The sequence below is a fragment of the Pseudorhizobium banfieldiae genome (assembly GCF_000967425.1).
Classification (GTDB): domain Bacteria; phylum Pseudomonadota; class Alphaproteobacteria; order Rhizobiales; family Rhizobiaceae; genus Neorhizobium; species Neorhizobium banfieldiae.
Map to the genome: position 1 here is coordinate 1,252,005 of NZ_FO082820.1, position 26,233 is coordinate 1,278,237.

Sequence of the window (26,233 nt, forward strand, 5' to 3'; positions counted from 1 at the left end):
CCGTTCTCGATCTCTTCCGGCTGAACTACCAGCGCTGGTGAACGTGCGGTGCGATGAGCCGGGCATAGATTTCCTTGGTTGCGGTCATCACGTCATCCGAAATGGCCGCAAGCTCCGCGGCCGCTGCATTGGAGCGCGCTTGCTCCGCGTTGCGTGCGCCTGGAATGACGACGGTCACGGCCTCGTTCATCAGGATCCACTTGAGCGCGAAAGCGGCCATGGGCGCGCCCTGTGGCACCAGCTTTCGAACCTCTTCCACCGCCTGCAGGCCCACTTCCAAGGGCACTCCGGCAAAGGTCTCGCCCACGTCGAACGCCTCGCCATGGCGGTTGAACTGGCGATGGTCGTCACTGGCGAATGTCGTGTCCCTCGTGATCTTGCCGGACAGCAGGCCGCTCGCCAGCGGCACGCGGACGATGACCGCGACGTCCTTGCGCTTTGCCTCCTTGAAGAACAGGTCGGCTGGTCGCTGGCGAAAGATGTTGTAGATGATCTGGATGCTGACGACGTCCGGATATTCGATCGCCTTCAGCGCCTCCTCCACCTTCTCCACGCTAACGCCGTAGTTCCTGATCTTGCCGGCCCGGCGCAGGTCGTCCAGCGCTCCGAAGACCTCTGGCCGGTAGAGAACTTCCGTCGGCGGGCAGTGCAGTTGCACCAGGTCGAGGCTGTCGACGCCGAGGTTCGAGAGGCTGCGGTCGATGAAGGCTTCGAGGTTCGCCTTGGTGTACCCCTCGGCATTGTGCGGATCGAGCCGGCGGCCGGCCTTGGTGGCGATCATCGGCCGTTCGCCGCCGCGCGCCTTCAGAACACTTGAAATGATCTTCTCCGAGCGTCCGTCGCCATAGACGTCAGCCGTGTCGATGAAGGTCACGTCTGCATCGAGAGCTGCTTCAAGTGCTGCCCGGCCATCGGCTTCGCTGACATCGCCCCAGGAGCCGCCGATCTGCCAGGCGCCGAAGCCGACCTCGCTGACGGTGAACGATGTGCGGCCGAATGCGTGCTGTCTCATTGTCTTCCTCCGATGCCTATCCACAGGCCTGTGCGGCGGATGCTTCCGCCATGCCTGCGCTTTGCCTAAAACACCTGCTCAGGTGACACAACAAAAGCAAGCGATTCGATGTCCTCCTTCTCCTTCATCCATGCCGCCGACCTGCATCTCGGCAGCCCGTTCCAAGGGCTGGCGATGAAGGATGCCGCGGTGGCCGAAATGTTCATGGAGGCAAGCCGACGCGCCTTCACCGCCTTGGTAGACCAGGCGATAGACCGGAATGTCGATTTTCTCCTGGTTGCCGGCGACGTCTATGATGGCGACTGGAAGGACAACAAGATCGGTCTCTTCTTCAACCGTGAGGTGGCGCGGCTCGATCGGGCGGGAATTCCTGTCTTCCTGCTGAAGGGCAATCACGATGCGGAAAGCGTCATCACTAGGACCATCACGCTGCCGCCGAATGTCCGCGAGTTCCCCGTCAACAAGCCGGGCACGTTCACGCTCGATCACCTGAAGGTCGCGCTGCACGGACAGGGCTTTGCGGAACGCTCCGCGACGGAGAACCTGGCGCTGGCCTATCCACCGCCGCAGCCAGGCTGGTTCAACATCGGCGTCCTGCACACCTCGCTGACGGGACGCGAGCCCCATGCGCCCTACGCCCCTTGTTCGGTCGAGGACCTGCGCTCGCGCGGCTACGACTATTGGGCGCTGGGCCATGTCCATGACTACGAGGTCGTCTCGGACAACCCTCCGATCATCTTTCCCGGCAACCTCCAGGGGCGCTCTATTCGCGAGCAGGGGGCGAAGGGGGCGGTCCTTGTCTCCGTGGAGGACGGGACAGTCACCCATGAGCGGATGATCACCGACAGCGCCCGTTTTGCGCAGAAGTCGGTAGTTGTCGAGGCCGAGGACGACCTACCGGCGATTCTCCGGCGCATCGAGACGGCGCTGGAGAACATTGCGGATGAGATGGAGGGGCGGCCACTGGCGCTGCGTGTCCGGCTGACGGGCAGAAGCAGCTATCGTCGCGAGCTCCTTGCCCACGCGCAGGATTTCCGGGACGAGGCGCAGGCTGCCTGCCACCGTTGCCACGAGGATGTCTGGCTGGAAAAGGTCGAGGTTCGGGTGGAGGATGCCAGCGGGGCAGGGGGCGTGGGTGGTCAGCAATCCCTTGGGCTGGACGGCCTGCTTGCGCTCGAAACGCTGCCGGTCGAACTGCTGGCGGAGGCTCAGGCAAGGATCGCCGAGATTACGGCGCGGCTGCCCGGCGGCCTCGGCGCACAGGACGTGGCGCTTGGGGATGACGCCGAAACGCTGCTCGCCGAAGCGCGGGATCTTCTGCTCGCACGGGCAGGAGGATCCCGCTGATGCGCTTCGACCGTCTGGACATCCTCCGCTACGGCGCTCTCGCCGATCGAAGTCTTCTCTTTCGCCCGGATGCCCGGCTGCACATCGTCTACGGGCCGAACGAGGCGGGCAAGTCGTCCGCGCTCTCTGCAATTTCCGACCTGCTGTTCGGTTTCCCGGAGCGGACGCACTATGGTTTCAAGAGCGACGCCGCCAGCCTTCGGATCGGCGCACTCATTTCCTCGCGTGAGGGCGCATCGCTTGAGTTCCGCCGACGCAAAGGCCGCAAGAGTACGCTTCTTGCCGCGAGCGATCCGGAGGAAGCCCTGGCCGACGACGCGCTGGCGCCTTTTCTCGGCACCCTGTCCCGCGACGTCTTCGAGCGCGCCTTCGGCTTGAACTCGTCGTCGCTGCGCGCCGGCGGCGACAGCATGCTGAAGAGCGGCGGCGAGATCGGCAACCTGCTTTTCTCAGCTGCCTCCGGCCTCACCGGCCTGGCCGACATGCGGAAAGGCCTGGAGGCCGAGGCCGACGCGATCTACGCGCCGCGTCGCTCCCGGGACCGGCTTTTCTATCAGGTGCTCGACGCCCACGACGAGGCGCGACGGGCCGAGCGCGAGAATGAGCTGAAATCAGGAGACTGGAAGAAGCTGGTTGCAGAGCAGAACGACCTGGAGACTGAGCTGGCCAGTGTGCTGACAGCGCGGCAGGAGAACATCCGCCGGCTCGAGCACTTGCGCATGCTGCAACGGCTGGACCCGATCATTCGTGAAATCGATCGTGAGCGGGAGCAGATTGCTGAGTACGAATGGCTGGCCAGCCAGCCGGCGGACCTCGAGCCGCAGCTTGCCTCGCTGCTTGAGCGCATGCGCGAGAACGAGGCAGCCCTCCGGCGTGGGGAGGGCGATCTTGCACGGCTCCGCGACGAGATCGCCGCCATCCATGTCGAGGATGCGCTGCTTGCCGCGTCGGCCGCCATCATGTCCGCACACTCGGACAAGGGCGTTTATGCCAAGGCGCGCGAGGACATTGCCCGTGTTCGGGGCGAGGCGGATGACTACGACCAGCGGCTTGCGGATGCGGCCCGACGTCTCGGCCTTGCCCTTTCCGACCTGGAAAGCCGTCAGCCGCCCGATGCCGAGCTTGCACGCCTGCGTTCGCTGCTGGACGAGGGGACGGCCCTCGACCGCATGCTGCGGGATACCCGCCAGCGGATGGAAGAGCATCACGACGCATTGCGGGACATGCGAAAGGCGGCAGGGACGACGCATCTCGTTGATCCGAAGCCATGGGCCGATCAACTGGCTGCGCTGCAGCCGGATCTGGTCGAACTCCAGCGCCTGGAGGCGCTGCAGGTGAAGCTTGCCCGCTTCGAAGCCGATCTGGTCACTGCCACGGCGCGCCTCGATCCCGCTGTCTCCGACCTGCGGGCGCTTGCTTCCGCGCCGCTGCCCGATGCAGCTGAAATCTCCGCCCACCGGCGCATGCTCGATACGGCTCGGGTCGAGGCGAAGGAGGTCGAGGGACGTCTCGCCACCCTCGACGGAGAGGCCGCACGAGCTCGCCGCGAGATGGCGGCGCTGGAAGTCGAGGGACCCGTCGTTTCTCGGGAGGAAATCGCGACAAGCCGGGTCGTCCGCGACCGTCAATTCGACATCGCCCGCAAGACACCCGATGCGGCTAACTTCGATAGTCTGGCAGCCGGGATGGCGCAGGCGGACCGGCTTGCCGATGCAGCTCTTGCCGATGCCGAGCGGGTCACCCGGCATGCGCAGTTGACTCTGCGGCAGGCGGAGCTGGAACGGGAACTCGCGGAGACACGTGACGCGCTGCGACTCGCAGAGATCGTGCTCTCCGATGCCGTGACCGCCTACGAGGATGCCTTCCGCGCGTCGCGTATCCAGCCAACCGCGCCTGAACGCATGATCGATTGGCGCCGGGCAGTGGAGGACTGTTTCCGGCAACTCCGCGAGATCGATCTTCTCCATGACGAGATGGAGGTGTTGCGGCTGAGGGAGGAGGCGGTGCGGCCGTCCCTCCTGTCGATTGCGGATGCAGTGGCGCTCGCAGCAGTGGCCCTCCCGACCGTGGCGCTTGGCCGTGGGCTGGAGCGCAGGTTGTCGGAGATCGGCCAGGAATGGCTGGACAGTCGCAGTAGCGAGACGAAACGGGCAATGGCAGAGGAGGCGATCGGCCGGCTCGAGGAGCGCGAACGCGAATTGATAGGCAATGTCAGTGCCTGGCAGCGCAAGTTCTCTGCCGCAGCCGTTGCTGTCGGTTTGCCCGAGGACGCCGATCCACCCATGGCGCTTGCCGCGCTGGAGGCATGGCGCACGGTGCCGGGGCTTCTCTCCGAACGCGAGAACCGCCAGCGGCGCGTTCGCGGGATGGTGCGCGATATGGAGGCCTTCGAGATATCGGTCTGCAGGCTGGTGGCCTCGGCCGCACCCGACCTTGCCGCCATTCCCGCCGATGTTGCAGCCGGCCTGCTACATGAGCGGGTCTTGGAGGCGACCAATGAGAACAAGCGGCGCGAATCGCTGTCCGATCAGTTGGAGCGGCTTGAACTTTCCCTTGCGCGGCTGGCAGCCGAGGAGGCGGAACTTGCGACCGAGGCTGCGGCGGTGGCTGCGGACCTGGGCCGCCGGGTGTCCGAATTCCCGCAGGTGCTGGAGGATCTGCACGAGCGCCACCGCCTACAAATCGCGCTCAGACAATGCCGTGACCGTTTCGCCGAGCATGCCGATGGAGCATCGGAGGATGAGATCCGCGTCGCCCTGGCGGATTTTGATCGCGTGGAGGCAGTGCTCGAGATCGAGCGCCTTGGACGCGAGGAGGATAAACTGATCGAGCGTATGAACGGGCTCGGCATTGCCAAGGCCGACAATGAGCGCCGGCGCCGAGAATTGGAAACCGGCGTGGGCGCCGAGCGCGCCGTCTTTCAGAAGCTTGCGGCCGAAACCGAGGCCAAGGAGCTTGCCCGCCGCTGGGTGGTGCTGAAGCTTGCTGCGAGCCTCCTCTCCTCCTCCATGGAAGCTTATCGCGAGCGGCAGGCGGATCCGGTTATGAAGCGGGCAGGGGAGCTTTTTTCAGGCCTGACGGGTGGCCGTTTCTCGCGCCTTCTGCAGCTTTATGACGAGCAGGACGAACTGCAGCTTGCCGTTGAGCGCCAGACGGGCGATCAGGTGCCGCTATCGGGCCTCAGCGAAGGGACGGGTGACCAGCTGTACCTCGCGCTGCGTCTCGCCTTCCTGGAGGACTATTGCCGCCGCAACGAACCTGCGCCGCTTGTTCTCGACGACATCTTCCAGACCTTCGACGACGAACGTACCGCCGCGGCCCTCCGCACGCTGTCCGCCGCCAGCGAGACGCACCAGACGCTTCTCTTCACGCACCATGACAGCGTGGTGCAGGCAGCGCGCCGCGAATTGGGAGAGGGCGTCGATCTCGTAGCCTTGTGAGGCTTGCCGGTTGCGGCGGCGGGACAAACCTGCCTGATGGTGGCGACCGAGGTCCGGAAGGACCGGCAGCACGAATGGAAGTGTAGCGGGCGATCCAGGAGGAGGCTTTCCCGTGCGCCGCTGTCATTTGCCTGAAACACAGCGGTGGTGATGTCGCATTCCTGTCACGGTGATTCCCGCGGGGCGTTCTTGCGGGGCCAGTGCCGCCGGAGTGTTTTATGGTCGTCCTACTCGCCGCCGCTGCTGTGGTCCTCGTTGGCGCGAACTGGATCAGCATCCTCATCGCGGCTTGGCGCCTTGCGCCCAAGGGCGCATCGCCGCCGCCGATCAGCGTCCAGCCTGCTACCACGATCGTCGTGCCCATGTGCGGCGTCGAGCAGTTCTCCGGAGACACGATTGCTCGCGCCTTCGCCCTGGACTGGCCCGAGTACGAACTCATCTTCTGCGTCGCCAGCCCTGATGACCCCGCAATCCCGCTCGTCCGCGCAACGATCGCCGCGCATCCGGAGAGGACGGCGCAGCTTATCGTCGGCGACGAGCGCGTCAGCGCAAACCCCAAGCTCAACAACTGCGTGAAGGGATGGCGGTCCGCCCGGTACGACTGGGTGGTTCTGGCCGATTCGAACGTGCTCATGCCGCCGCAATATCTGCATCATCTGTTTGCCGCATGGCGGGTGGATGAGACCGGGTTGGTGTGTTCGACGCCCCTGGGGTCGCGGCCATGCGGTTTCTGGGCGGAAGTGGAATGCGCCTTCCTCAATACGCATCAAGCGCGCTGGCAATATGCCGGTGAGGCGCTTGGCCTCGGCTTCGCACAGGGCAAGAGCATGCTTTGGCATAAGCCGACCCTTGATGCCGCGGGCAGTATCGAGGCGCTTGGCGAGGAAATTGCCGAGGACGCCGCTGCCACGAAACTCGTCCATCGGCTCGGCCGAAAGGTGCATCTGGTGGCCTGGCCCTTTGAGCAGCCGCTCGGGCGGCGTACGGCGAGGGAGATCTGGGCGCGGCAGGGGCGATGGGCGCGCTTGCGCCGGGTCACGTTCCCAGGCTTCTTCGCTCCCGAGGCGCTGCTTGGCCTCCTGCCGCCGTTGCTGTTCGGACTGTCGGCAGCCGCTGCCGGCGGTTTCAGCCTTCCAGCCACGGCGGCGACAATCGCGACGGCAATCTATGTACCCGAACTCGTTTTGGCTCCCGCCAGGAACTGGCGCGTCTCCCGCTGGAGCCTGCCAGCCATGCTGGTCCGCGACATCATGATGCCGGCGATCTGGCTGCGTGGGTGGCTAGGTGGCGCAGTCGACTGGCGCGGTAACCGGATGATGATCGACACCAACAGCTCTCAGTTGGAACAGGTGCCAGCGACCTGATGCAGATCATTCTCTGCTTCAAAAGCGTTCTTGATGTGCAGGCTGAGGGAATGGTGGGCGATGAGAGACTCGAACTCCCGACATCCTCGGTGTAAACGAGGCGCTCTACCAACTGAGCTAATCGCCCTTTCGCGTCGCGGAACATGTCCGCCGCGTCGGTGGGCGTGATCTATGCGGATCGGCGAGAAACCGCAAGAGCCTTTCGCCGAAAATTCAAAATTTTTGGCCTTCCAAGACCGTGGGGCGCCGCCGGCTGGAGAAAGGCGAGAAGCTTCATCCTTTTGTCTTGAAACTTGCTTGACACCTGTTCGCGAACCTCTTAGTTAGCCGCTCAACCGAGGCGGTCGAGGCTGCTCCGGCGAGGGTCTTGGCCCTTACGAAATGCGCGGGTGTAGCTCAGTTGGTTAGAGTGCCGGCCTGTCACGCCGGAGGTCGCGGGTTCGAGCCCCGTCACTCGCGCCATTCGTTTCCTCGAACTTTTCTGATATTCCTTGGAATGTCGGATCGCCGCAAGGCATTATGCGCGGGTGTAGCTCAGTCGGTTAGAGTGCCGGCCTGTCACGCCGGAGGTCGCGGGTTCGAGCCCCGTCACTCGCGCCACTACCCTTCTCTCTTTCTGTGCTGGTCAAGCCGTCGTGGCTGAGGATCGATCGCTCCCTGGCTCCCGCCAACGGTCTACCCGTTCCGGTTCGCCGGCACGAACCCCGTGTTTTGCTGAGATGTTTCGATTTCTTCGGCCGGTTTTCGCCGCGCTAGTGGCGACCTTTGCTGTTCGTCAAGAGCGTCGAGCGTGCGCAGTTGCGCCTGTGCCATTTCGGTACGGAATCGCGAGTCTAAAACTCTTGCGCCAAGGCGTGGGCTGGGGTAGTCACGGGCCGATTGCAATGCACGCTCGCTTTGCCCGCGCATTGCTGACCGAGCGCCGTTCCGCGCTCCCGGCAAGCAGGATCGATTAATATGAGTGAACTCCTCAGTTCCTACCTTCCGATCGCAATCTTCATCGGAATCTCCCTCGTGATCGGGCTGGCCCTGCTGATTGCCCCCTTCGCTGTCGCCTACAAGGCTCCCGACTCCGAAAAGCTTTCAGCCTATGAATGCGGCTTCAATGCGTTCGATGACGCCCGCATGAAGTTCGACATCCGATTCTATCTCGTGTCGATCCTGTTCATCATCTTCGATCTCGAAGTAGCCTTCCTCTTTCCGTGGGCGGTTTCCTTCGGTGAGATCGGCTGGTTCGGCTTCTGGTCGATGATGGTGTTTCTGGCCGTCCTGACGATCGGCTTCATTTATGAATGGAAGAAAGGAGCGCTGGAATGGGAGTAGTCGATACTGGCAACACCCTGGTCGCGCCGCAGCCCAAGGGCATCATCGATCCGAACACCGGCAAGCCGATCGGCAGCGATGACCGCTTCTTCGGAGAGATCAACAACGAGCTCGCCGACAAGGGCTTCCTCGTCACCTCGACGGACGAGCTGATCACCTGGGCCCGGACGGGCTCTCTCATGTGGATGACCTTCGGTCTCGCCTGCTGCGCAGTCGAGATGATGCAGATGTCCATGCCGCGCTACGATGCCGAGCGCTTCGGATTTGCGCCCCGCGCTTCACCGCGCCAGTCCGACGTGATGATCGTCGCTGGCACGCTGACCAACAAGATGGCCCCCGCACTCCGCAAGGTCTACGACCAGATGCCGGAGCCCCGCTACGTCATCTCCATGGGTTCCTGCGCCAATGGCGGCGGCTATTACCACTATTCCTATTCCGTAGTGCGGGGCTGTGACCGCGTCGTGCCGGTGGACATCTATGTGCCCGGCTGTCCCCCCACGGCCGAGGCGCTGCTTTATGGCGTGCTTCTGCTGCAGAAGAAGATCCGCCGCACCGGCACGATCGAGCGCTGAGGGCAAGGACGAGAACATGAGCGAAGCCCTGAGAGAGCTTTCATCCTACATCGCTGAAATCCATCCGGAGTTCATCGCCAGCTCGAAGATCGAGTATGGTGAACTGACGCTGGTGACGGCGCCGGAGAACATCGTCGCCCTGCTGACCTTCCTGCGCGACGACGTGCAGTGCGGCTTCGTCAACCTGATCGACATCTGCGGCGTTGACTGGCCGCAGCGCGCGAAGCGGTTCGACGTCGTCTACCACATGCTGTCGCCGCGGCAGAACACGCGCATCCGCGTTACGGTCATGGTGGGCGAGGACGAGCCGGTGCCTTCGGCCTGTGCCGTCTATCCGGGCGCGGACTGGTTCGAGCGCGAAGCCTGGGACATGTACGGTATCCTCTTTACCGGGCACCCGGACCTGCGCCGCATCCTGACCGACTACGGCTTCGAGGGTCATCCGTTGCGCAAGGACTTCCCGACGACCGGCTTCGTCGAGGTTCGCTACGACGATGCTGCCAAGCGGGTCGTGTACGAGCCGGTGGAACTGCGCCAGGAGTTCCGGAGCTTCGATTTTCTTTCGCCCTGGGAAGGGACCGACTACGTCCTGCCGGGCGACGAAAAGGCGAAGGTCTGATCCACCGGCGTTTCGGCGCCGGTTGCTGCTTTTCATTCCGCCCGTTGCGGCTTGGCCGCTCGGCATGGAGCTGACAGAATGAACGAACACAACGTCCGCAACTTCAACATCAACTTCGGACCGCAGCATCCGGCGGCGCACGGCGTGCTTCGGCTGGTGCTGGAGCTTGACGGCGAAATCGTCGAGCGCGTCGATCCCCATATCGGGCTGCTGCATCGCGGCACCGAGAAGCTGATCGAAACAAAGACCTATCTCCAGGCGCTGCCCTATTTCGATCGCCTCGACTACGTCGCGCCGATGAACCAGGAGCACGCCTACTGTCTGGCGGTCGAAAAGCTGCTCGGTATCGAGGTCCCGATCCGCGGCCAACTGATCCGCGTGCTCTATTCCGAAATCGGCCGCATCCTGTCGCACCTGCTGAACGTCACGACGCAGGCGATGGACGTCGGCGCGCTGACGCCGCCACTCTGGGGATTCGAGGAGCGCGAGAAGCTGATGGTCTTCTATGAGCGCGCCTCCGGTTCGCGCATGCATGCCGCCTACTTCCGCCCCGGCGGGGTTCATCAGGACCTGCCGCCGGAACTGGTGGAGGATATCGGCGCCTGGTGCGATCCCTTCCTCGGGACGCTGGACGACATCGACGACCTGCTGACCGGCAACCGTATCTTCAAGCAGCGCAACGTCGATATCGGCGTCGTCAGCCTTGACGACTGCTGGGCCTGGGGCTTCTCCGGCGTCATGGTCCGCGGCTCCGGTGCCGCCTGGGACCTACGTAAGTCGCAGCCCTACGAGTGCTACGCTGACATGGATTTCGACATTCCGATCGGCAAGAACGGCGACTGTTTCGATCGCTACCTGATCCGCATGATCGAGATGCGTGAGTCGGTGAAGATCATGAAACAGTGCGTCAACCGTCTCTTGGGCGACGCCCGGGTTGGCCCCGTGTCGTCGCTGGACGGCAAGGTCGTGCCGCCCAAGCGTGGCGAGATGAAGCGTTCGATGGAAGCGCTGATCCACCACTTCAAGCTCTATACGGAAGGCTATCATGTGCCGGCCGGCGAAGTGTACGCGGCCGTCGAGGCGCCGAAGGGTGAGTTTGGCGTCTATCTTGTCGCCGACGGGACGAACAAGCCGTATCGCCTGAAGATCCGGGCACCGGGCTATGCCCATCTGCAGGCAATGGATTTCATGTGCCGTGGTCACCAGCTGGCCGACGTCTCGGCGATCCTTGGCTCGCTCGACATCGTGTTCGGCGAGGTCGATCGCTGATGGCTTCCGCAACCGCAATCACGGGCGCCGTTTTCCGGCAGCCCGCTTCCAAGACTGATAAGGCGTAAGAAGAATGTCTGTTCGTCGACTGGCCGAAGACAATGTGCAACCCGCTGCGTTCGCCTTCAACGAGGAAAACGCTGCCTGGGCTGAGGCCACCATCCGCAAGTATCCGGAAGGCCGCCAGCAGTCTGCCGTGATCCCGCTTCTCATGCGGGCGCAGGAGCAGGACGGTTGGGTGACTCGGGCCGCGATCGAATACGTCGCCCAAAAGCTGGGCATGGCCTATATCCGGGTCCTGGAAGTGGCGACCTTCTATACGCAGTTCCAGCTGAAGCCTGTCGGTACGCGGGCACATGTGCAGGTCTGTGGTACCACGCCCTGCATGCTGCGCGGCGCCGAAGACCTCATCAAGGTCTGCAAGTCGAAGATCCATGCTGAGCCCTTCGAGCTCAACGAGGACGGTACGCTGTCCTGGGAAGAGGTCGAGTGCCAGGGCGCCTGCGTCAACGCTCCGATGGTGATGATCTTCAAGGACGCCTACGAGGACCTGACGCCGACGCAGCTCGAGCACATCATCGACCGTTTCCACGCAGGCAAGCCCCACGAGATCACGCCAGGCCCGCAGATCGATCGCCAGTTTTCCGCTCCTGTCGGAGGACCGGTGACGCTGACCGAGGAAGTCAAGCCTGCGCAGACGAATCTCGAGCCAAAGCCGGAACCGGCAGAAGCCGCATCTGCGGCAGCAGTGCCTCCGTCCGATGCCGCACGCCCAACCGACACGGCCGAAGAGGCCGATCCGTCGATCAAGACGCCGCTGACGGACAAGGAAGGTTCGAAGAAGCGTGTGAAGGCGGCCGAGAAGCAGCCGCTTTCGGCAACCGCATCGACACCGAAGCCGGACAAGAAGCGCGCGGGCGCTGCCGTCGAAGGTGCGCCGCCGGAGCCGGGGACTGTTTCCGGTGATGCGAAACCGAAGCGGACACGAAAGAAGACGACGCCGGAAGGCGACGCTTCTTAAGGAATGCGAATTCTTGTGGGGCCTTCGCCTGGGCCGCGCGATGCATAACAACGGCCGGCAGGTGTCGGCGGACCGGTGGAATAGATCATGCTAAAAGATCAGGATCGCATCTTTACCAATATCTACGGCCTCAAGGACAAGTCCCTGAAGGGGGCGATGGGCCGTGGCCATTGGGATGGCACCAAGCAGATCCTCGAAAAGGGCAGGGACTGGATCATTGAGGAGATGAAGGCCTCCGGCCTGCGTGGCCGCGGTGGCGCCGGCTTCCCGACCGGCCTCAAATGGTCCTTCATGCCGAAGGAGTCCGACGGTCGCCCGCATTACCTCGTCGTCAACGCCGACGAATCCGAGCCCGGTACCTGCAAGGACCGCGATATCATGCGCCACGATCCGCATACGCTGATCGAGGGCTGCGTGATCGCGAGCTTCGCCATGGGTGCGCATGTGGCCTACATCTATGTCCGCGGCGAGTACATCCGCGAGCGCGAGGCGCTGCAGGCGGCGATCGACGAGTGCTATGGTGCTGGCCTTCTTGGCAAGAACAACAAGCACGGCTGGGACATGGACATCTACGTGCACCACGGCGCCGGCGCTTATATCTGCGGCGAGGAAACGGCGCTGCTCGAGAGCCTGGAAGGCAAGAAGGGTCAGCCCCGCCTGAAGCCGCCATTCCCGGCGAACATGGGCCTCTATGGCTGCCCGACTACCGTCAACAACGTCGAATCGATCGCGGTGGCTCCGACCATCCTGCGTCGCGGCGCCGGCTGGTTCTCCTCCATTGGTCGCCCGAACAATGTCGGCACCAAGCTGTTCATGGTCTCCGGCCACGTCAACAAGCCCTGCACCTTCGAGGAGGCCATGGGCCTATCGTTCCGGGAGATCATCGATCGCCATTGCGGCGGTATCCGCGGCGGCTGGGACAACCTCCTTGGCGTGATCCCGGGCGGGGCTTCCTGTCCGGTGGTGCGCGGCGAGGACATGGCCGATGCGATCATGGATTTCGACGGCATGCGCGAGGTGAAGTCCTCCTTCGGCACCGGCGGCATGATTGTCATGGACAAATCGACCGACATCATCAAGGCGATCTGGCGCATCGCTGCCTTCTTCAAGCACGAAAGCTGCGGCCAGTGCACGCCCTGCCGTGAAGGCACCGGCTGGATGATGCGCGTGCTGGAGCGCATGGTGAAGGGCAATGCGCAGAAGCGCGAGATCGACATGCTGTTCCAGGTCTCCAAGCAGATCGAAGGTCATACGATCTGCGCGCTTGGCGATGCTGCGGCCTGGCCGATCCAGGGGCTGATCCGGAACTTCCGTCCGGAGATCGAGGCCCGCATAGATCGCTATACGCACAACGCCATGGCGCATGGCGCCGTCATGGAAGCAGCGGAGTAAGAAACGTGGCCAAGCCGGTGAAAGAAAAGCAGGAAGGGGCAACGACGGCGAAGCCGGCGACGGCTTCCGCCTATGCTGATTTCGCCGAAGCCATGGCCGGCAATCCGCTGGTGGCACAGTCGACCGCGGCCATGGCCGCGGCCACCGCTGTAGGCATGAGCATTGCGGGGCAGTTCGCCGGCGCTTTCTTCGGCGCGCTTCAGGGTGCGCTTGAGGCGCAGAACCGGATGGCGGGCTCACCGGAGCGCGCAGCCGAGGCTCCGCGGGAGCCGAAGCCGGAGCCGGAGCAATCCGCCAAGGCTTCTGTGCCGGAACCCGCAAAGGCCCCGACGTCGAAACGGAGGTCCATTGCGGACGAGGCTGTCAGGTCTGCCGCCAAGCAACCGGCGAAGATGCGTGAGGCGAAGCCGGCTTCGGATGCCCGCACCAAGAAGTCGGCGGTCCGCAAGCCCAAGGTGACGACAGCTGACGACCTGAAGCAGATCGCCGGTATCGGGCCTAAGCTTGAGAAGGTTCTGAACGGGCAGGGTATCAGCAGCATCAGCCAGATCGCCGCCTGGAAGGATGCCGATGTCGCGAAGTTCGATGACGCGCTCGGGCTGGACGGGCGGATCCGCCGGGATGATTGGGTGGGGCAGGCCAGGAAGCTGGCGAAGTAAGAATTTTTCCCCGGCCACGGCTGCGGGATTGAGCACAGGACGTAAGTGATACGATGGCAAAGCTGAAGGTCGACGGCAAGGAAATCGAGGTTCCGGATCATTTCACGCTGTTGCAGGCGTGCGAGGAAGCCGGTGCCGAGGTTCCGCGGTTCTGTTTCCATGAACGCCTGTCGGTGGCGGGCAACTGCCGCATGTGTCTCGTCGAGGTGAAGGGCGGCCCGCCAAAGCCTGCAGCCTCCTGCGCCATGGGCGTGCGCGACATCCGCGGTGGCCCGAATGGCGAGCTGCCGGAAGTCTTCACCAACACGCCGATGGTCAAGAAGGCCCGCGAAGGCGTGATGGAGTTCCTGCTCATCAACCACCCGCTGGATTGCCCGATCTGCGACCAGGGCGGCGAGTGCGACCTGCAGGATCAGGCCATGGCCTTCGGCATGGACGCGTCCCGCTATACGGAAAACAAGCGCGCGGTCGAGGACAAGTACATCGGCCCGCTCGTAAAGACCGTGATGAACCGCTGCATCCACTGCACGCGCTGCGTCCGCTTCACGACTGAAGTCGGTGGGATTTCCGAACTCGGCCTGATCGGCCGTGGCGAGGATGCAGAGATCACCACCTACCTCGAACATGCGATGACCTCGGAACTCCAGGGCAACGTCATTGACCTCTGCCCGGTCGGCGCGCTGACTTCGCGGCCCTTCGCCTTCACGGCCCGTCCGTGGGAATTGGGCAAGACCGAGTCGATCGACGTCATGGACGCACTCGGCTCGGCGATCCGCGTCGATACGCGCGGTCGCGAAGTCATGCGCATCATGCCGCGCGTCAACGAACTGGTGAACGAGGAGTGGATCTCCGACAAGACCCGCTTCATCTGGGACGGATTGAAGACCCAGCGCCTCGACCGGCCCTACGTCCGACGTGACGGTCGCCTGCAGGCTGCAAGCTGGGGCGAGGCCTTCGCGGCGATCAAGGCTGCCGTTTCGGCGACGTCCGCAGACAAGATCGGCGCGATCGCCGGTGACCTTGCAGCCGTCGAGGAGATGTATGCGCTGAAGGAACTGATCCGCTCTCTCGGTTCGGAGAACCTCGACTGCCGCCAGGACGGAGCAGCGCTCGACCCTTCGCTCGGCCGCGCGAGCTACCTCTTCAACCCGACCATCGAGGGCATCGAGCGCGCCGGTGCGCTCCTGCTGATCGGCACCAATCCGCGGCTGGAAGCTGCAGTCCTCAACGCGCGCATCCGCAAGCGCTGGCGCCGCGGCGACTTCCCGATCGGCGTAATCGGTGAGGGCGGAGACCTCCGCTACGAATATGAATACCTGGGTTCCGGCCCGGACAGCCTGACCGAGCTCGTCAACGGTTCCGGCAGCTTCCTCGACACCCTGCGCAACGCCAAGAACCCGATGATCATCGTCGGGCAGGGTGCGCTGTCGCGTCCTGATGGTTCCGCCATCCTTCAGGCAGCCGCCAAGCTTGCCGGCTCCGTCGGCGCTCTGTCCGACGAGTGGAACGGCTTCGGCGTTCTTCACACTGCCGCATCGCGCGTCGGCGCGCTCGACCTGCACTTCGTGCCCGGAGCAAATGGCGTCAACGCAGCCGACATGCTGACCGGCATGGATGTACTCTTCCTGCTCGGCGCCGATGAACTCGATTTCTCCCGCAAGACGGCGAAGTTCACGGTCTACATCGGCAGCCACGGCGACAATGGCGCCCATCATGCAGATGTCATCCTGCCGGCGGCGACCTACACGGAAAAGTCCGGGATCTGGGTCAATACCGAAGGGCGCGTGCAGTTGGGCAATCGTGCCGGCTTCCCTCCGGGCGAGGCCCGCGAGGACTGGGCGATTATCCGCGCTCTTTCCGACGTCCTCGGCAAGAAGCTGCCATTTGATTCGCTCCCGGCGCTTCGCGCGCAGCTCTATGCAGCCTATCCGCATTTCGCCGATCTGGACGAGATCGCCCCCGGCAACGTCGCTGATGTGGCCACACTGGGGCAAAAAGCCGGTGAGATGAGCAAGTCGGCATTTGCGTCCCCGATCAAAGACTTCTATTTGACGAACCCGATTGCACGGGCATCGGCCGTGATGGCCGAGTGCTCGGCCCTTGCCCGCAACAATTTCCAGGCTGCGGCGGAGTAACAGGAATATGGACGATACCTTTTTCTCGACCTACGCATGGCCGGCACTGGTGATGATCGGGCAGTCGCTGCTCGTTCTCGTCTGCCTCCTGGTCTTCATCGCCTATATTCTCTACGCCGACCGCAAGATCTGGGCCGCAGTCCAGCTGCGTCGGGGACCGAACGTCGTGGGTCCTTGGGGTCTGTTCCAGTCCTTCGCCGACCTCCTGAAGTTCGTCTTCAAGGAGCCGATCATTCCGTCGGGCGCCAACAAGGGTGTCTTCCTGATCGCTCCGCTCGTGGCAGTGACGCTGGCGCTCGCCACCTGGGCCGTGATCCCGTTCAACGAGAACTGGGTGGTCGCCAACATCAATGTCGGCATTCTCTATGTGTTCGCGATCTCCTCGCTCGAGGTCTACGGCGTGATCATGTCGGGCTGGGCATCGAACTCGAAGTATCCCTTCCTCGGTGCGCTCCGCTCGGCCGCGCAGATGGTGTCCTACGAAGTCTCGATCGGCTTCGTCATCGTCACGGTGCTCCTCTGCGTCGGCTCGCTCAACCTGTCGGACATGGTGTTTGCGCAGAAGGACGGCCTCGGCACGATGATGGGCCTGCCGAACTCCTTCCTCGACTGGCACTGGCTGCCGCTCTTCCCGATGTTCATCATCTTCATCATTTCCGGCCTTGCGGAGACCAACCGTCCGCCCTTCGATCTTCCGGAAGCGGAGTCGGAGCTCGTGGCCGGCTACATGGTCGAGTATTCCTCGGCGCCGTACATGATGCTGATGCTCGGCGAGTATGCGGCGATCCTGCTGATCTGCTCGCTGACGACGATCCTTTTCCTCGGGGGCTGGCTGCCGCCGGTCGACATCTGGATCCTCAACTGGGTCCCGGGTATCGTCTGGTTCATCCTGAAGGTCATCTTCATCTTCTTCATCTACTCGATGGTGAAGGCCTTCGTGCCCCGCTACCGCTACGACCAGCTGATGCGGCTGGGCTGGAAGATTTTCCTCCCACTCTCGCTCGCCATGGTCGTCATCACAGCATTCGTGCTCAAGCTGATGGGGTGGGCCTGATGGTCCGCTCCCAGCTGAGCCTCACTGGAGAATAACGATGGCAAGTCTGACACAGGCCGTCAGTTCGCTCTTCCTGAAGGAGTTTGTCGGCGCCTTCTTCCTGTCGATGCGCTACTTCTTCAAGCCGAAGGCGACGGTGAACTACCCGTTCGAGAAGAACCCGGTTTCGCCCCGCTTCCGCGGCGAGCACGCACTGCGCCGCTATCCGAATGGCGAAGAGCGCTGCATCGCCTGCAAGCTGTGCGAGGCGATCTGTCCCGCGCAGGCCATCACGATCGAGGCAGGTCCCCGCCGCAACGACGGCACCCGCCGCACGGTGCGCTACGACATCGACATGGTGAAGTGCATCTATTGCGGCTTCTGCCAGGAAGCATGCCCGGTGGACGCGATCGTCGAAGGCCCGAACTTCGAGTTTTCGACGGAGACGCGCGAAGAACTCTACTACGACAAGGCGCGGCTTCTGGAGAACGGCGACCGTTGGGAGCGAGAGATCGCTCGCAACATGGCGCAGGACGCACCCTACCGCTGACACGGTAGCCACCCGCAATGCGGGTGGAGCATAGGACAGATTACTTCCCGGTACGCTGATGCGGCCGGATCAAGCGGGGAAGGGCGGGCTCTTCCTCGATGAAGACGAAAAGGCACCACGATGGCTCTGCAGGCTGTTTTCTTCTATCTCTTTGCGTTCGTCGCGGTGGCGTCGGCGTTCATGGTCATCTCCTCGCGCAATCCCGTGCATTCGGTGCTCTTCCTGATCCTCGTGTTCTTTAACGCAGCCGGTCTGTTCCTGCTGACGGGCGCCGAATTCCTGGCGATGATCCTGCTGGTGGTCTACATCGGCGCGGTCGCGGTGCTCTTCCTCTTCGTCGTCATGATGCTCGACATCGATTTTGCTGAGTTGCGCGCAGGTGTGCTGCAATATGCACCGGTCGGCATTCTGGTTGGCCTGATCGTCGCTGCGGAACTGATCGTCGTCATCGGCGGTAGCGTGTTGACGCCGCAGGCGGCCGAGGCCATCACCATGCCGATCCCGAACCCGGCGGAGCGGACCAACACGGCAGCACTGGGAGACGTGCTATACACGAACTACGTCTACTTCTTCCAGATCGCCGGTCTGGTGCTCCTGGTCGCCATGATCGGGGCCATCGTGCTGACGCTCCGCCACCGCACGCATATCAAGCGCCAGGATATCTCCAGGCAGGTCGCCCGTAAGCCCGAGACCGCTGTTGAAGTGGTCAAGGTGAAGTCGGGCCAGGGCCTCTGAGGTAGGCGAAGAAGGAATTTGGACATGGAAATCGGTCTCTCCCATTACCTTACGGTCAGCGCCATCCTCTTCATCCTGGGCGTGTTCGGCATCTTCCTGAACCGCAAGAACGTCATCATCATCCTGATGTCGATCGAGCTGATCCTGCTGTCGGTCAACCTCAACATGGTGGCCTTCTCCTCCTACCTGAACGACATCGTCGGCCAGGTCTTCGCATTGTTCATTCTGACCGTGGCAGCCGCCGAGGCAGCCATCGGTCTTGCAATTCTGGTCGTCTTCTACCGCAACCGCGGTTCGATCGCCGTCGAAGACGTCAACGTGATGAAGGGCTGATCGGGTCATGATCTACAAGGCAATCGTCTTCCTTCCCCTGATCGGCTTCCTGATCGCCGGCCTGTTCGGCCGTTCGATTGGCGCAAAGGCTTCGGAATACGTCACCAGCGGCCTGATGGTGATCGTCGCGATCCTGTCCTGGATCGTCTTCTTCAACGTGGCGATGGCACACGGCGAAGGCCATGAGGTTATCAAGGTCGAGGTTATGCGCTGGATCCAGTCCGGCGGAATCGACATCGAATGGGCCTTCCGGATCGACACGCTGACCGCGGTAATGTTTGTCGTCGTCAACACCGTCTCGACGCTCGTTCATATCTACTCGATCGGCTACATGCACCACGACCCGCATCGGCCGCGCTTCTTCGCCTACCTGTCGCTCTTCACCTTCGCCATGCTGATGCTGGTGACGGCGGACAACCTGGCCCAGATGTTCTTCGGCTGGGAAGGGGTGGGTCTCGCCTCCTACCTGCTGATCGGCTTCTGGTACAAGAAGCCTTCGGCATCGGCTGCCGCCATGAAGGCCTTCATTGTCAACCGCGTCGGCGACTTCGGCTTCCTGCTCGGCATTGCCGGCATCTTCATGCTGTTCGGCTCGATCAACTTCGAGACGATCTTCGCGACCGCCGCCAGCTACCTGCCGGCAGAAGGTGCTGCCGAGGGCGGCGAGGCGATCGCCAACATCTTCGGTCTCGAGCTGACGCGCTACGGTGCACTGACCATCGTCTGCCTGCTGCTCTTCATGGGCGCCATGGGCAAGTCGGCGCAGTTCCTGCTGCACACGTGGCTCCCGGACGCAATGGAAGGTCCCACCCCGGTCTCGGCTCTCATCCATGCAGCCACCATGGTCACCGCCGGCGTCTTCCTTGTCGCGCGCATGTCGCCGCTCTTCGAATTGTCGCCCGATGCGCTGCTGTTCGTCACGATCATCGGTGCGATCACGGCCTTCTTCGCGGCAACCGTCGGCCTCGTGCAGAACGACATCAAGCGCGTCATTGCCTATTCGACCTGCTCGCAGCTCGGTTACATGTTCGTGGCGCTTGGGGTAGGGGCCTATGGCGCGGCGATCTTCCACCTCTTCACGCACGCTTTCTTCAAGGCGCTGCTGTTCCTCGGTGCCGGCTCGGTGATCCACGCCGTCGATGGCGAGCAGGACATGCGCTACATGGGCGGGCTGCGCAAGCACATTCCGGTCACCTTCTGGATGATGACGATCGGCACGCTGGCACTCACCGGCGTCGGTATTCCCGGCACGATGCTCGGCTTTGCCGGCTTCTTCTCCAAGGATGTGATCATCGAGTCGGCCTATGCCTCCCATTCGGCAGCGTCCGGCTTCGCTTTCACGCTGCTGGTCATTGCCGCGCTGTTCACGAGCTTCTACTCCTGGCGCCTCGCCTTCCTGACCTTCTTCGGCAAGCCACGCGCCTCGGCAGATGTCATGCATCATGTTCATGAGTCGCCGCAGGTGATGCTGGTGCCGCTCTATATCCTCGGCATTGGCGCTGTCGCCGCCGGCTTCCTGTTTGAGGGCTACTTCTTCGGCCATGAATATGCCGAGTTCTGGAAGGGTGCGCTGTTCACGCTTCCGGGGAACGAGATCCTCGAGGAGTTCCACCACGTGCCGCTGCTCGTGAAGTGGAGCCCGTTCATCGCAATGGCGCTCGGCTTCGTCACGGCCTGGTACTTCTACATCAAGTCGCCGGAGACGCCGCGCCGCCTGGCGGAGTCGCAGAAGGTGCTCTACGAGTTCCTGCTCAACAAGTGGTACTTCGACGAGATCTACGACTTCCTGTTCGTTCGCTCGGCTAAGGCACTTGGACGCTTCCTCTGGAAGAAGGGTGACATCGGCGTCATCGACACCTACGGCCCGAACGGCGTGGCCGCCCGCGTCGTCGACGTGACCCGCAGCGTCGTCCGCCTGCAGTCCGGCTACCTCTATCACTATGCGTTTGCGATGCTGATCGGCGTCGCCGCCCTCGTCACCTGGATGATGCTCGGGAGCTCTATGTAATGACCGACTGGCCAATTCTCTCGACGGTCACCTTCCTGCCGCTCGTCGGCGTGTTTCTCCTCCTGCTGACGCGTGAGGACAGCACCTATGGGCGCCGAAACATCCTGAACGTCTCCCTTCTGACGACGGTCTTCACCTTCGTCGTGTCGCTCTTCATCTGGATCGGCTTCGACAATTCGAACCCGGGCTTCCAGATGGTGGAGAAGAGCCCCTGGCTCGGGACCGGCATCTCCTACCACCTGGGCGTCGACGGCATCTCGATGCTGTTCGTCATCCTGACGACGTTCCTCATGCCCTTCTGCGTGCTTGCCAGCTGGCATTCGGTCGAGAAGCGCCTGAAGGAATACATGATCGCCTTCCTGCTGCTGGAAGTCGTGATGATCGGCGTCTTCGTGTCGCTCGACATCGTCCTCTTCTACGTGTTCTTCGAAGCGACTCTGATCCCGATGTTCGTCATCATCGGTGTCTGGGGCGGCAAGGATCGCGTCTATGCGTCCTACAAGTTCTTCCTCTATACACTCGCCGGTTCGGTGCTGATGATGCTCGCCATCATGGCCATGTACTGGCAGGCAGGTACGACCGACATCGTCGAGCTGCTGAAGTACAACTTCCCCGCCAACCTGCAGACCTGGCTATGGCTCGCAGCCTTCGCCGCGTTCGCGGTCAAGATGCCGATGTGGCCGGTTCATACCTGGCTTCCCGATGCGCACGTCCAGGCACCAACCGCGGGTTCGGTCATCCTGGCCGGCGTCATGCTGAAGCTTGGCGGCTACGGTTTCATCCGCATCTCGCTCGCCATGTTCCCGCTGGCCTCGGACTATTTCGCTCCCTTCGTCTTCACGCTTTCGATCCTGGCGATCATCTACACCTCGCTGGTGGCGATGATGCAAGACGACATCAAGAAGCTGATCGCCTATTCCTCCGTCGCCCACATGGGCTTCGTGACCATGGGCATTTTCGCCGCCAACATGCAGGGCGTGCAGGGCGCGATCTTCCAGATGCTGTCGCATGGTATCGTTTCGGGCGCGCTCTTCCTTTGCGTCGGCGTCATCTATGACCGCCTGCATACCCGCGAGATTGCGGCCTATGGCGGCCTGGTCAACAACATGCCAAAATATGCAGTTGCCTTCATGGTCTTCACCATGGCCAACGTCGGCCTGCCCGGGACTTCCGGCTTCGTCGGCGAATTCCTGACGGTGATCGGGGTCTTCCAGGTCAATACCTGGGTGGCACTCTTCGCGGCGACCGGCGTGATCCTTTCGGCCTGCTACGCGCTCTGGCTCTATCGTCGGGTGATCTGGGGTGCGCTGGAAAAGGAAAGCCTGAAGGGTCTCATGGATCTCACGACACGCGAGAAGCTGATCCTCTACCCGCTGGTGGCGCTGACCATCTTCTACGGTGTCTATCCGGCTCCGATCTTCGATGCGACGGCCGCATCGGTGGATCTGCTTGTGAACAATTACGCCGCCGCCCTGCAGGCTGCGCAAGACCTTGCACTGACCGTGCACTGAGACAGGACATAATCGGACATGAGCTCTGAACTCTTCCTCGCAAGCCTGCAACTGTCCATGCCAGAGATCATCCTGGCGGTGGGTGCGCTCGCGCTCCTGATGATCGGCGTCTTTTCCGGCGACCGCTCTGCGCCGACGGTGACGGGCCTTGCAGTTGCACTGCTCATCGCCGCAGGTCTCTGGCTGGTTCTGGCACCGGGTGAGGGCGAGGCCTATGGTGGTGCCTTCCTGCTTGACCCCTTCGCGCGCTTCATGAAGGTCGTCGCCCTGATCGGCTCGGTCACGGCCATGATCATGACCGTCGGTCATGCCCGCTCGGAACAGCTTGATCGCTTTGAGTTCCCGGTCCTGATGGTTCTCGCCACACTCGGCATGATGCTGCTGATTTCCGCCAACGACCTCCTGGCGCTCTATCTCGGCCTCGAGTTGATGTCGCTGTCGCTCTATGTCTGTGCCGCCATCAACCGCGACAGCCTGCGCTCGACGGAATCCGGCCTGAAGTACTTCGTGCTCGGCTCGCTCTCCTCCGGCATGCTGCTTTACGGCTGCTCGCTGGTCTACGGCTTCACCGGCAATACCGGATTCGACGAGATCGCCGCCGTCCTGTCGGCCGAAACCCGTTCGCTGGGCCTCGTCTTCGGCCTCGTCTTCGTGCTGGCCGGCGTCTGCTTCAAGATCTCAGCCGTTCCCTTCCACATGTGGACGCCGGACGTCTACGAAGGCGCTCCGACCCCGGTAACGGCCTTCTTCGCCGCCGGTCCGAAGGTCGCGGGCATGGCCATCCTCGTGCGCGTCGTCTCCGAGGCCTTCATGCCGATCGTTGCCGACTGGCAGCAGATCCTCGTCTTCGTCTCGATCGCATCGATGCTGCTTGGCTCCTTCGCCGCTATCGGCCAGCGCAACATCAAGCGCCTGATGGCTTACTCCTCGATTGGCCACATGGGCTTCGCGCTGGTGGGCCTTGCCGCGGGCACGGAAACGGGCGTTTCGGGCGTCATCCTCTACATGCTCATTTACATGGTCATGACCCTCGGCACCTTTGCCTGCATTATGGCCATGCGCCGCAAGGAGGGCGAGAACGTCGAGAACGTCGACGACTTGGCCGGTCTTGCCTCGACCAAGCCCTTCATGGCGGTTGTCTTGACGGCGCTGATGTTTTCCATGGCCGGCATCCCACCGCTTGCCGGTTTCTTCGCAAAGTACTTCGTGTTCATCGCGGCTATCGAGGCGAAGCTCTACGCGCTCGCGATCATCGGCGTGCTGACATCCGTGGTCGGCGCCTATTATTACCTGCGCATCGTCAAGCTGATGTGGTTCGATGAAGCGACGGGAGAGTTTGCGCGGATTGCCGGCGAGCTTCGCCTGGTCTTCGGTCTGTCGGGCCTCTTTGTCACCGCCTATGTCCTCTTCGGCGGACCGGTCGGCAACGCGGCAAATGCCGCGGCGAAGTCCTTCTTCTGAGGATGGCGAGATCATCGGGACGCTTCTCGCTGGAGGCGTTCCGCCACGAGGCCCTCGGCGACGTCGGCTCCACCAACACCGAATGCCTCGCACGGGCGAGGGCGGGGGACCCCGGTCATCTCTGGGTGACGGCAACGCGCCAGACCAGCGGCCGCGGACGGCGGGGCCGCACATGGACGTCCGAACCCGGCAATCTCTACGCGTCTCTGCTCCTTCTAGATCCGGCGCCGATGGAGCGTCTCGGATCATTGCCGCTCGCCGTGGCGCTGGCGGTCCACGGCGCAGTCAGCGCAGTGTTGCCGGCGGGCTCGCCGCCCGTCGAGGTGAAGTGGCCGAACGACATCCTGATCCGCCGCCGGAAGACCTGCGGCATTCTGATAGAGGGTGAGCAGCTCGCCAGCGGGCGGCATGCCATCGTCATCGGGATTGGCATCAATATCCGTCACATGCCGGACGACGCAGCCTACGGCGTCACCCGCCTGGAGGATCATGGTTTCCATGCGTCTCCGGACGAACTCTTCGCTCGCCTTTTCAGGGAGATGGCCGCAGTTCTGGATTCATGGGATGAAGGACGGGGCGTGACGGAGATCAGCCGCAAGTGGCTGGAAGTCGCCTGTGGTGTCGGTGAAAAGATTACGGTGAAACTTACCGATCGATCGGTCGCGGGACGGTTCAAGGGTATTGACGCGCAGGGGCTGCTGAGCCTCGAAACCGGAGATGGGCAGATATTGTCGATCGCAGCCGGTGATGTATTCTTCGCAAGAACGGAATAAGGACGTTATGGCTAGACAGGAAGAACTGGTGTTTGTGCCGCTCGGCGGTGTCGGCGAGATCGGCATGAACCTGGCGCTCTATGGCTACGGCTCGCCCGGCAAACGCCAGTGGATCATGGTCGACTGCGGCGTGACGTTCGCCGGTCCGGAACTGCCGGGTGTCGACCTTATCCTGCCGGACATCCGATTTCTCGCCAAGGAGCGCGAGAACCTCAAGGCGATCATCATCACGCATGCCCACGAGGACCACTACGGGGCGCTGAATGACCTGTGGCCGGGCCTCAACGTTCCGGTCTATGCCTCTGGCTTCACCGCAGGTCTGCTGGAGGCAAAGCGCAATTTCGAGGGTAGTCGCGCCGATATTCCCGTGACACCCTTCAAGGCCGGCGACCGGATTTCCGTAGAGCCCTTCGATATTGAGGCGCTGGCGGTCAATCATTCCATTCCCGAGCCGATGTCTCTGGTGATCCGCACACCACTTGGAAACCTCGTCCATACCGGTGACTGGAAGATCGATCACGCGCCCTCGCTGGGGCCGTTGACGGACGAGGCCCGCTTTCGCGCCGTTGGAGACGAAGGCGTGCTCGCCTTGATGTGCGATTCCACAAATGCCAACCGCGAAGGCATTTCTCCCTCCGAGGAGGAAGTTTCCGAGGGGCTGCGGAAGATCATCGAGAATGCCGAGGGGAGGGTGGCGATCACCACCTTCTCGTCGAATGTCGGCCGCATCCGGTCCATCGCTCATGCCGCCCATGCGGCGGGCCGCGAGGTCCTGCTGCTCGGCAGTTCCATGAAGCGTGTCGTCAACGTGGCCCGCGATATCGGCCTCATGGAGGGGATCAAGCCGTTCATCGCTGAAGATGAATATGGCTACATTCCCCGCGACAAGGTCGTTGTGGTCCTGACCGGAAGCCAGGGCGAGCCTCGGGCGGCGCTTGCCAAGATCGCTCGGGACGAGATGCGCAATGTGTCGCTGGCGGCTGGCGATACTGTCGTCTTCTCGTCGCGGACGATCCCCGGCAATGAAAAGCCAATCCTGGAGATCATGAATGGCCTGATCGACCAGGGCGTTCATATCATCACCGACGCCGATGCGCTGGTACACGTGTCCGGCCATCCGCGCCGCAACGAACTCGTAAAGATGTACGAGTGGACCCGCCCGCAGATCCTGGTGCCGGTTCACGGAGAAGCAGCGCACCTGACCGCGCAGGCGGAACTTGGCGCGCAGGCGGGCATTCCGAACATCCCGCGCGTGCGCAACGGCGACATGCTGCGGATTGCGCCGGGCCCTGCCGAGGTCATCGATCAGGTGCCGCATGGGCGGATCTTCAAGGATGGAAAGCTGATCGGCGACCTGGAGGAGATGGGCATCGGCGACCGCCGCAAGCTGGCTTATGTAGGCCATGTCTCGGTGAACGTGCTTCTGGACAGCCGCTTTGATTTCCTCGGTGATCCCGATCTTGTCGCTTTCGGCTTGCCGGAGTTCGACGAGGAGGGCGAGGATATGGAGGACACCCTGTACGACGCCGTGCTTGGTGCGGTGGAGAGCATCCCGCGCGCCCGCCGCAAGGACCTTGAGACACTGCGCGAAGCGATCCGTCGGGCCGTGCGCGCGGCCGCCAACGAGGCGTGGGGCAAGAAGCCGGTGGTCACGGTTTTCGTCAAGAAGGTCTAGG

General features: G+C 62.8%; 21 protein-coding genes and 3 tRNA genes. 22 read left to right on the plus strand and 2 right to left on the minus strand.

What is annotated here, in order from left to right; translation table 11 throughout:
- Positions 1-25: 25 nt before the first annotated feature.
- The gene (locus NT26_RS06045) at positions 26-1,012 is read right to left on the minus strand and encodes an aldo/keto reductase (RefSeq protein WP_052637901.1); all 987 of its coding nucleotides are present in this window, start codon (positions 1,010-1,012) and stop codon (positions 26-28) included.
- Positions 1,013-1,120: 108 nt separating this feature from the next.
- On the opposite strand from NT26_RS06045, the gene NT26_RS06050 reads away from it, so the two are divergent.
- The 3 genes from NT26_RS06050 to NT26_RS06060 all read left to right on the plus strand — a co-directional run bounded on the left by NT26_RS06050 (position 1,121) and on the right by NT26_RS06060 (position 7,163).
- The gene (locus NT26_RS06050; protein WP_052637902.1) at positions 1,121-2,359 is read left to right on the plus strand and encodes a metallophosphoesterase family protein; all 1,239 of its coding nucleotides are present in this window, start codon (positions 1,121-1,123) and stop codon (positions 2,357-2,359) included.
- Positions 2,359-5,799: an ATP-binding protein gene (locus NT26_RS06055; RefSeq protein WP_052637903.1), complete on the plus strand. Its 3,441-nt coding sequence runs from the start codon at positions 2,359-2,361 to the stop codon at positions 5,797-5,799. Before NT26_RS06050 ends, NT26_RS06055 begins: the two co-directional genes overlap by 1 nt.
- Positions 5,800-6,017: 218 nt before the next feature.
- Complete coding sequence (locus tag NT26_RS06060) at positions 6,018-7,163, plus strand: ceramide glucosyltransferase (protein WP_052637904.1); 1,146 nt, start codon at positions 6,018-6,020, stop codon at positions 7,161-7,163.
- 51 nt (positions 7,164-7,214) lie between these two features.
- Here the strand turns inward: NT26_RS06060 and NT26_RS06065 are convergent.
- Positions 7,215-7,290 (minus strand) — tRNA-Val (locus NT26_RS06065).
- A gap of 258 nt (positions 7,291-7,548) precedes the next feature.
- Here NT26_RS06065 and NT26_RS06070 point away from each other — a divergent pair.
- From NT26_RS06070 to NT26_RS06160, 19 genes are all read left to right on the plus strand, one after another.
- A tRNA-Asp gene (locus tag NT26_RS06070) sits at positions 7,549-7,625 on the plus strand.
- A gap of 61 nt (positions 7,626-7,686) precedes the next feature.
- Positions 7,687-7,763 (plus strand) — tRNA-Asp (locus NT26_RS06075).
- 357 nt (positions 7,764-8,120) lie between these two features.
- Complete coding sequence (locus NT26_RS06080; protein WP_052637905.1) at positions 8,121-8,486, plus strand: NADH-quinone oxidoreductase subunit A; 366 nt, start codon at positions 8,121-8,123, stop codon at positions 8,484-8,486.
- A complete protein-coding gene (locus tag NT26_RS06085; RefSeq protein WP_052637906.1) occupies positions 8,477-9,058 on the plus strand; it encodes a NuoB/complex I 20 kDa subunit family protein in 582 nt (193 codons plus the stop codon). Before NT26_RS06080 ends, NT26_RS06085 begins: the two co-directional genes overlap by 10 nt.
- A gap of 16 nt (positions 9,059-9,074) precedes the next feature.
- Positions 9,075-9,677 (plus strand): NADH-quinone oxidoreductase subunit C, encoded by a 603-nt coding sequence (locus tag NT26_RS06090; protein ID WP_052637907.1) that lies wholly within the window; start codon positions 9,075-9,077, stop codon positions 9,675-9,677.
- A gap of 78 nt (positions 9,678-9,755) precedes the next feature.
- Positions 9,756-10,946 (plus strand): NADH-quinone oxidoreductase subunit D, encoded by a 1,191-nt coding sequence (locus NT26_RS06095; RefSeq protein ID WP_052637908.1) that lies wholly within the window; start codon positions 9,756-9,758, stop codon positions 10,944-10,946.
- Between the two features lie 73 nt (positions 10,947-11,019).
- Positions 11,020-11,967, plus strand: a complete 948-nt coding sequence (gene nuoE / locus NT26_RS06100; protein WP_082077643.1) for an NADH-quinone oxidoreductase subunit NuoE — start codon at positions 11,020-11,022, stop codon at positions 11,965-11,967.
- A gap of 87 nt (positions 11,968-12,054) precedes the next feature.
- Positions 12,055-13,359: an NADH-quinone oxidoreductase subunit NuoF gene (nuoF, locus tag NT26_RS06105; RefSeq protein WP_052637909.1), complete on the plus strand. Its 1,305-nt coding sequence runs from the start codon at positions 12,055-12,057 to the stop codon at positions 13,357-13,359.
- Positions 13,360-13,364: 5 nt separating this feature from the next.
- A complete protein-coding gene (locus tag NT26_RS06110) occupies positions 13,365-14,018 on the plus strand; it encodes a hypothetical protein (protein ID WP_052637910.1) in 654 nt (217 codons plus the stop codon).
- Positions 14,019-14,071: 53 nt separating this feature from the next.
- Complete coding sequence (nuoG, locus tag NT26_RS06115; protein ID WP_052637911.1) at positions 14,072-16,153, plus strand: NADH-quinone oxidoreductase subunit NuoG; 2,082 nt, start codon at positions 14,072-14,074, stop codon at positions 16,151-16,153.
- A gap of 7 nt (positions 16,154-16,160) precedes the next feature.
- Positions 16,161-17,207, plus strand: a complete 1,047-nt coding sequence (gene nuoH, locus NT26_RS06120) for an NADH-quinone oxidoreductase subunit NuoH (protein WP_052637912.1) — start codon at positions 16,161-16,163, stop codon at positions 17,205-17,207.
- A gap of 37 nt (positions 17,208-17,244) precedes the next feature.
- Entirely contained in the window at positions 17,245-17,736 is a 492-nt protein-coding gene (gene nuoI / locus NT26_RS06125) for an NADH-quinone oxidoreductase subunit NuoI (protein ID WP_052637913.1), read from the plus strand.
- Positions 17,737-17,856: 120 nt separating this feature from the next.
- Positions 17,857-18,471, plus strand: a complete 615-nt coding sequence (locus NT26_RS06130) for an NADH-quinone oxidoreductase subunit J (RefSeq protein WP_052637914.1) — start codon at positions 17,857-17,859, stop codon at positions 18,469-18,471.
- Between the two features lie 24 nt (positions 18,472-18,495).
- A complete protein-coding gene (gene nuoK / locus NT26_RS06135; protein ID WP_052637915.1) occupies positions 18,496-18,804 on the plus strand; it encodes an NADH-quinone oxidoreductase subunit NuoK in 309 nt (102 codons plus the stop codon).
- Positions 18,805-18,811: 7 nt separating this feature from the next.
- The gene (nuoL, locus tag NT26_RS06140) at positions 18,812-20,812 is read left to right on the plus strand and encodes an NADH-quinone oxidoreductase subunit L (RefSeq protein WP_052637916.1); all 2,001 of its coding nucleotides are present in this window, start codon (positions 18,812-18,814) and stop codon (positions 20,810-20,812) included.
- Positions 20,812-22,323 carry an NADH-quinone oxidoreductase subunit M gene (locus NT26_RS06145; RefSeq protein ID WP_052637917.1) on the plus strand — a complete coding sequence of 504 codons (1,512 nt, stop codon included), beginning with the start codon at positions 20,812-20,814 and terminating at the stop codon, positions 22,321-22,323. Before nuoL ends, NT26_RS06145 begins: the two co-directional genes overlap by 1 nt.
- Positions 22,324-22,341: 18 nt before the next feature.
- A complete protein-coding gene (nuoN, locus tag NT26_RS06150) occupies positions 22,342-23,784 on the plus strand; it encodes an NADH-quinone oxidoreductase subunit NuoN (protein WP_052637918.1) in 1,443 nt (480 codons plus the stop codon).
- A 2-nt stretch (positions 23,785-23,786) separates the two neighbouring features.
- On the plus strand, positions 23,787-24,557 hold the full coding sequence (locus NT26_RS06155; protein ID WP_052637919.1) for a biotin--[acetyl-CoA-carboxylase] ligase: 771 nt from the start codon (positions 23,787-23,789) through the stop codon (positions 24,555-24,557).
- A 7-nt stretch (positions 24,558-24,564) separates the two neighbouring features.
- Entirely contained in the window at positions 24,565-26,232 is a 1,668-nt protein-coding gene (locus NT26_RS06160) for a ribonuclease J (protein WP_052637920.1), read from the plus strand.
- The last annotated feature ends 1 nt before the right edge of the window (position 26,233 follow it).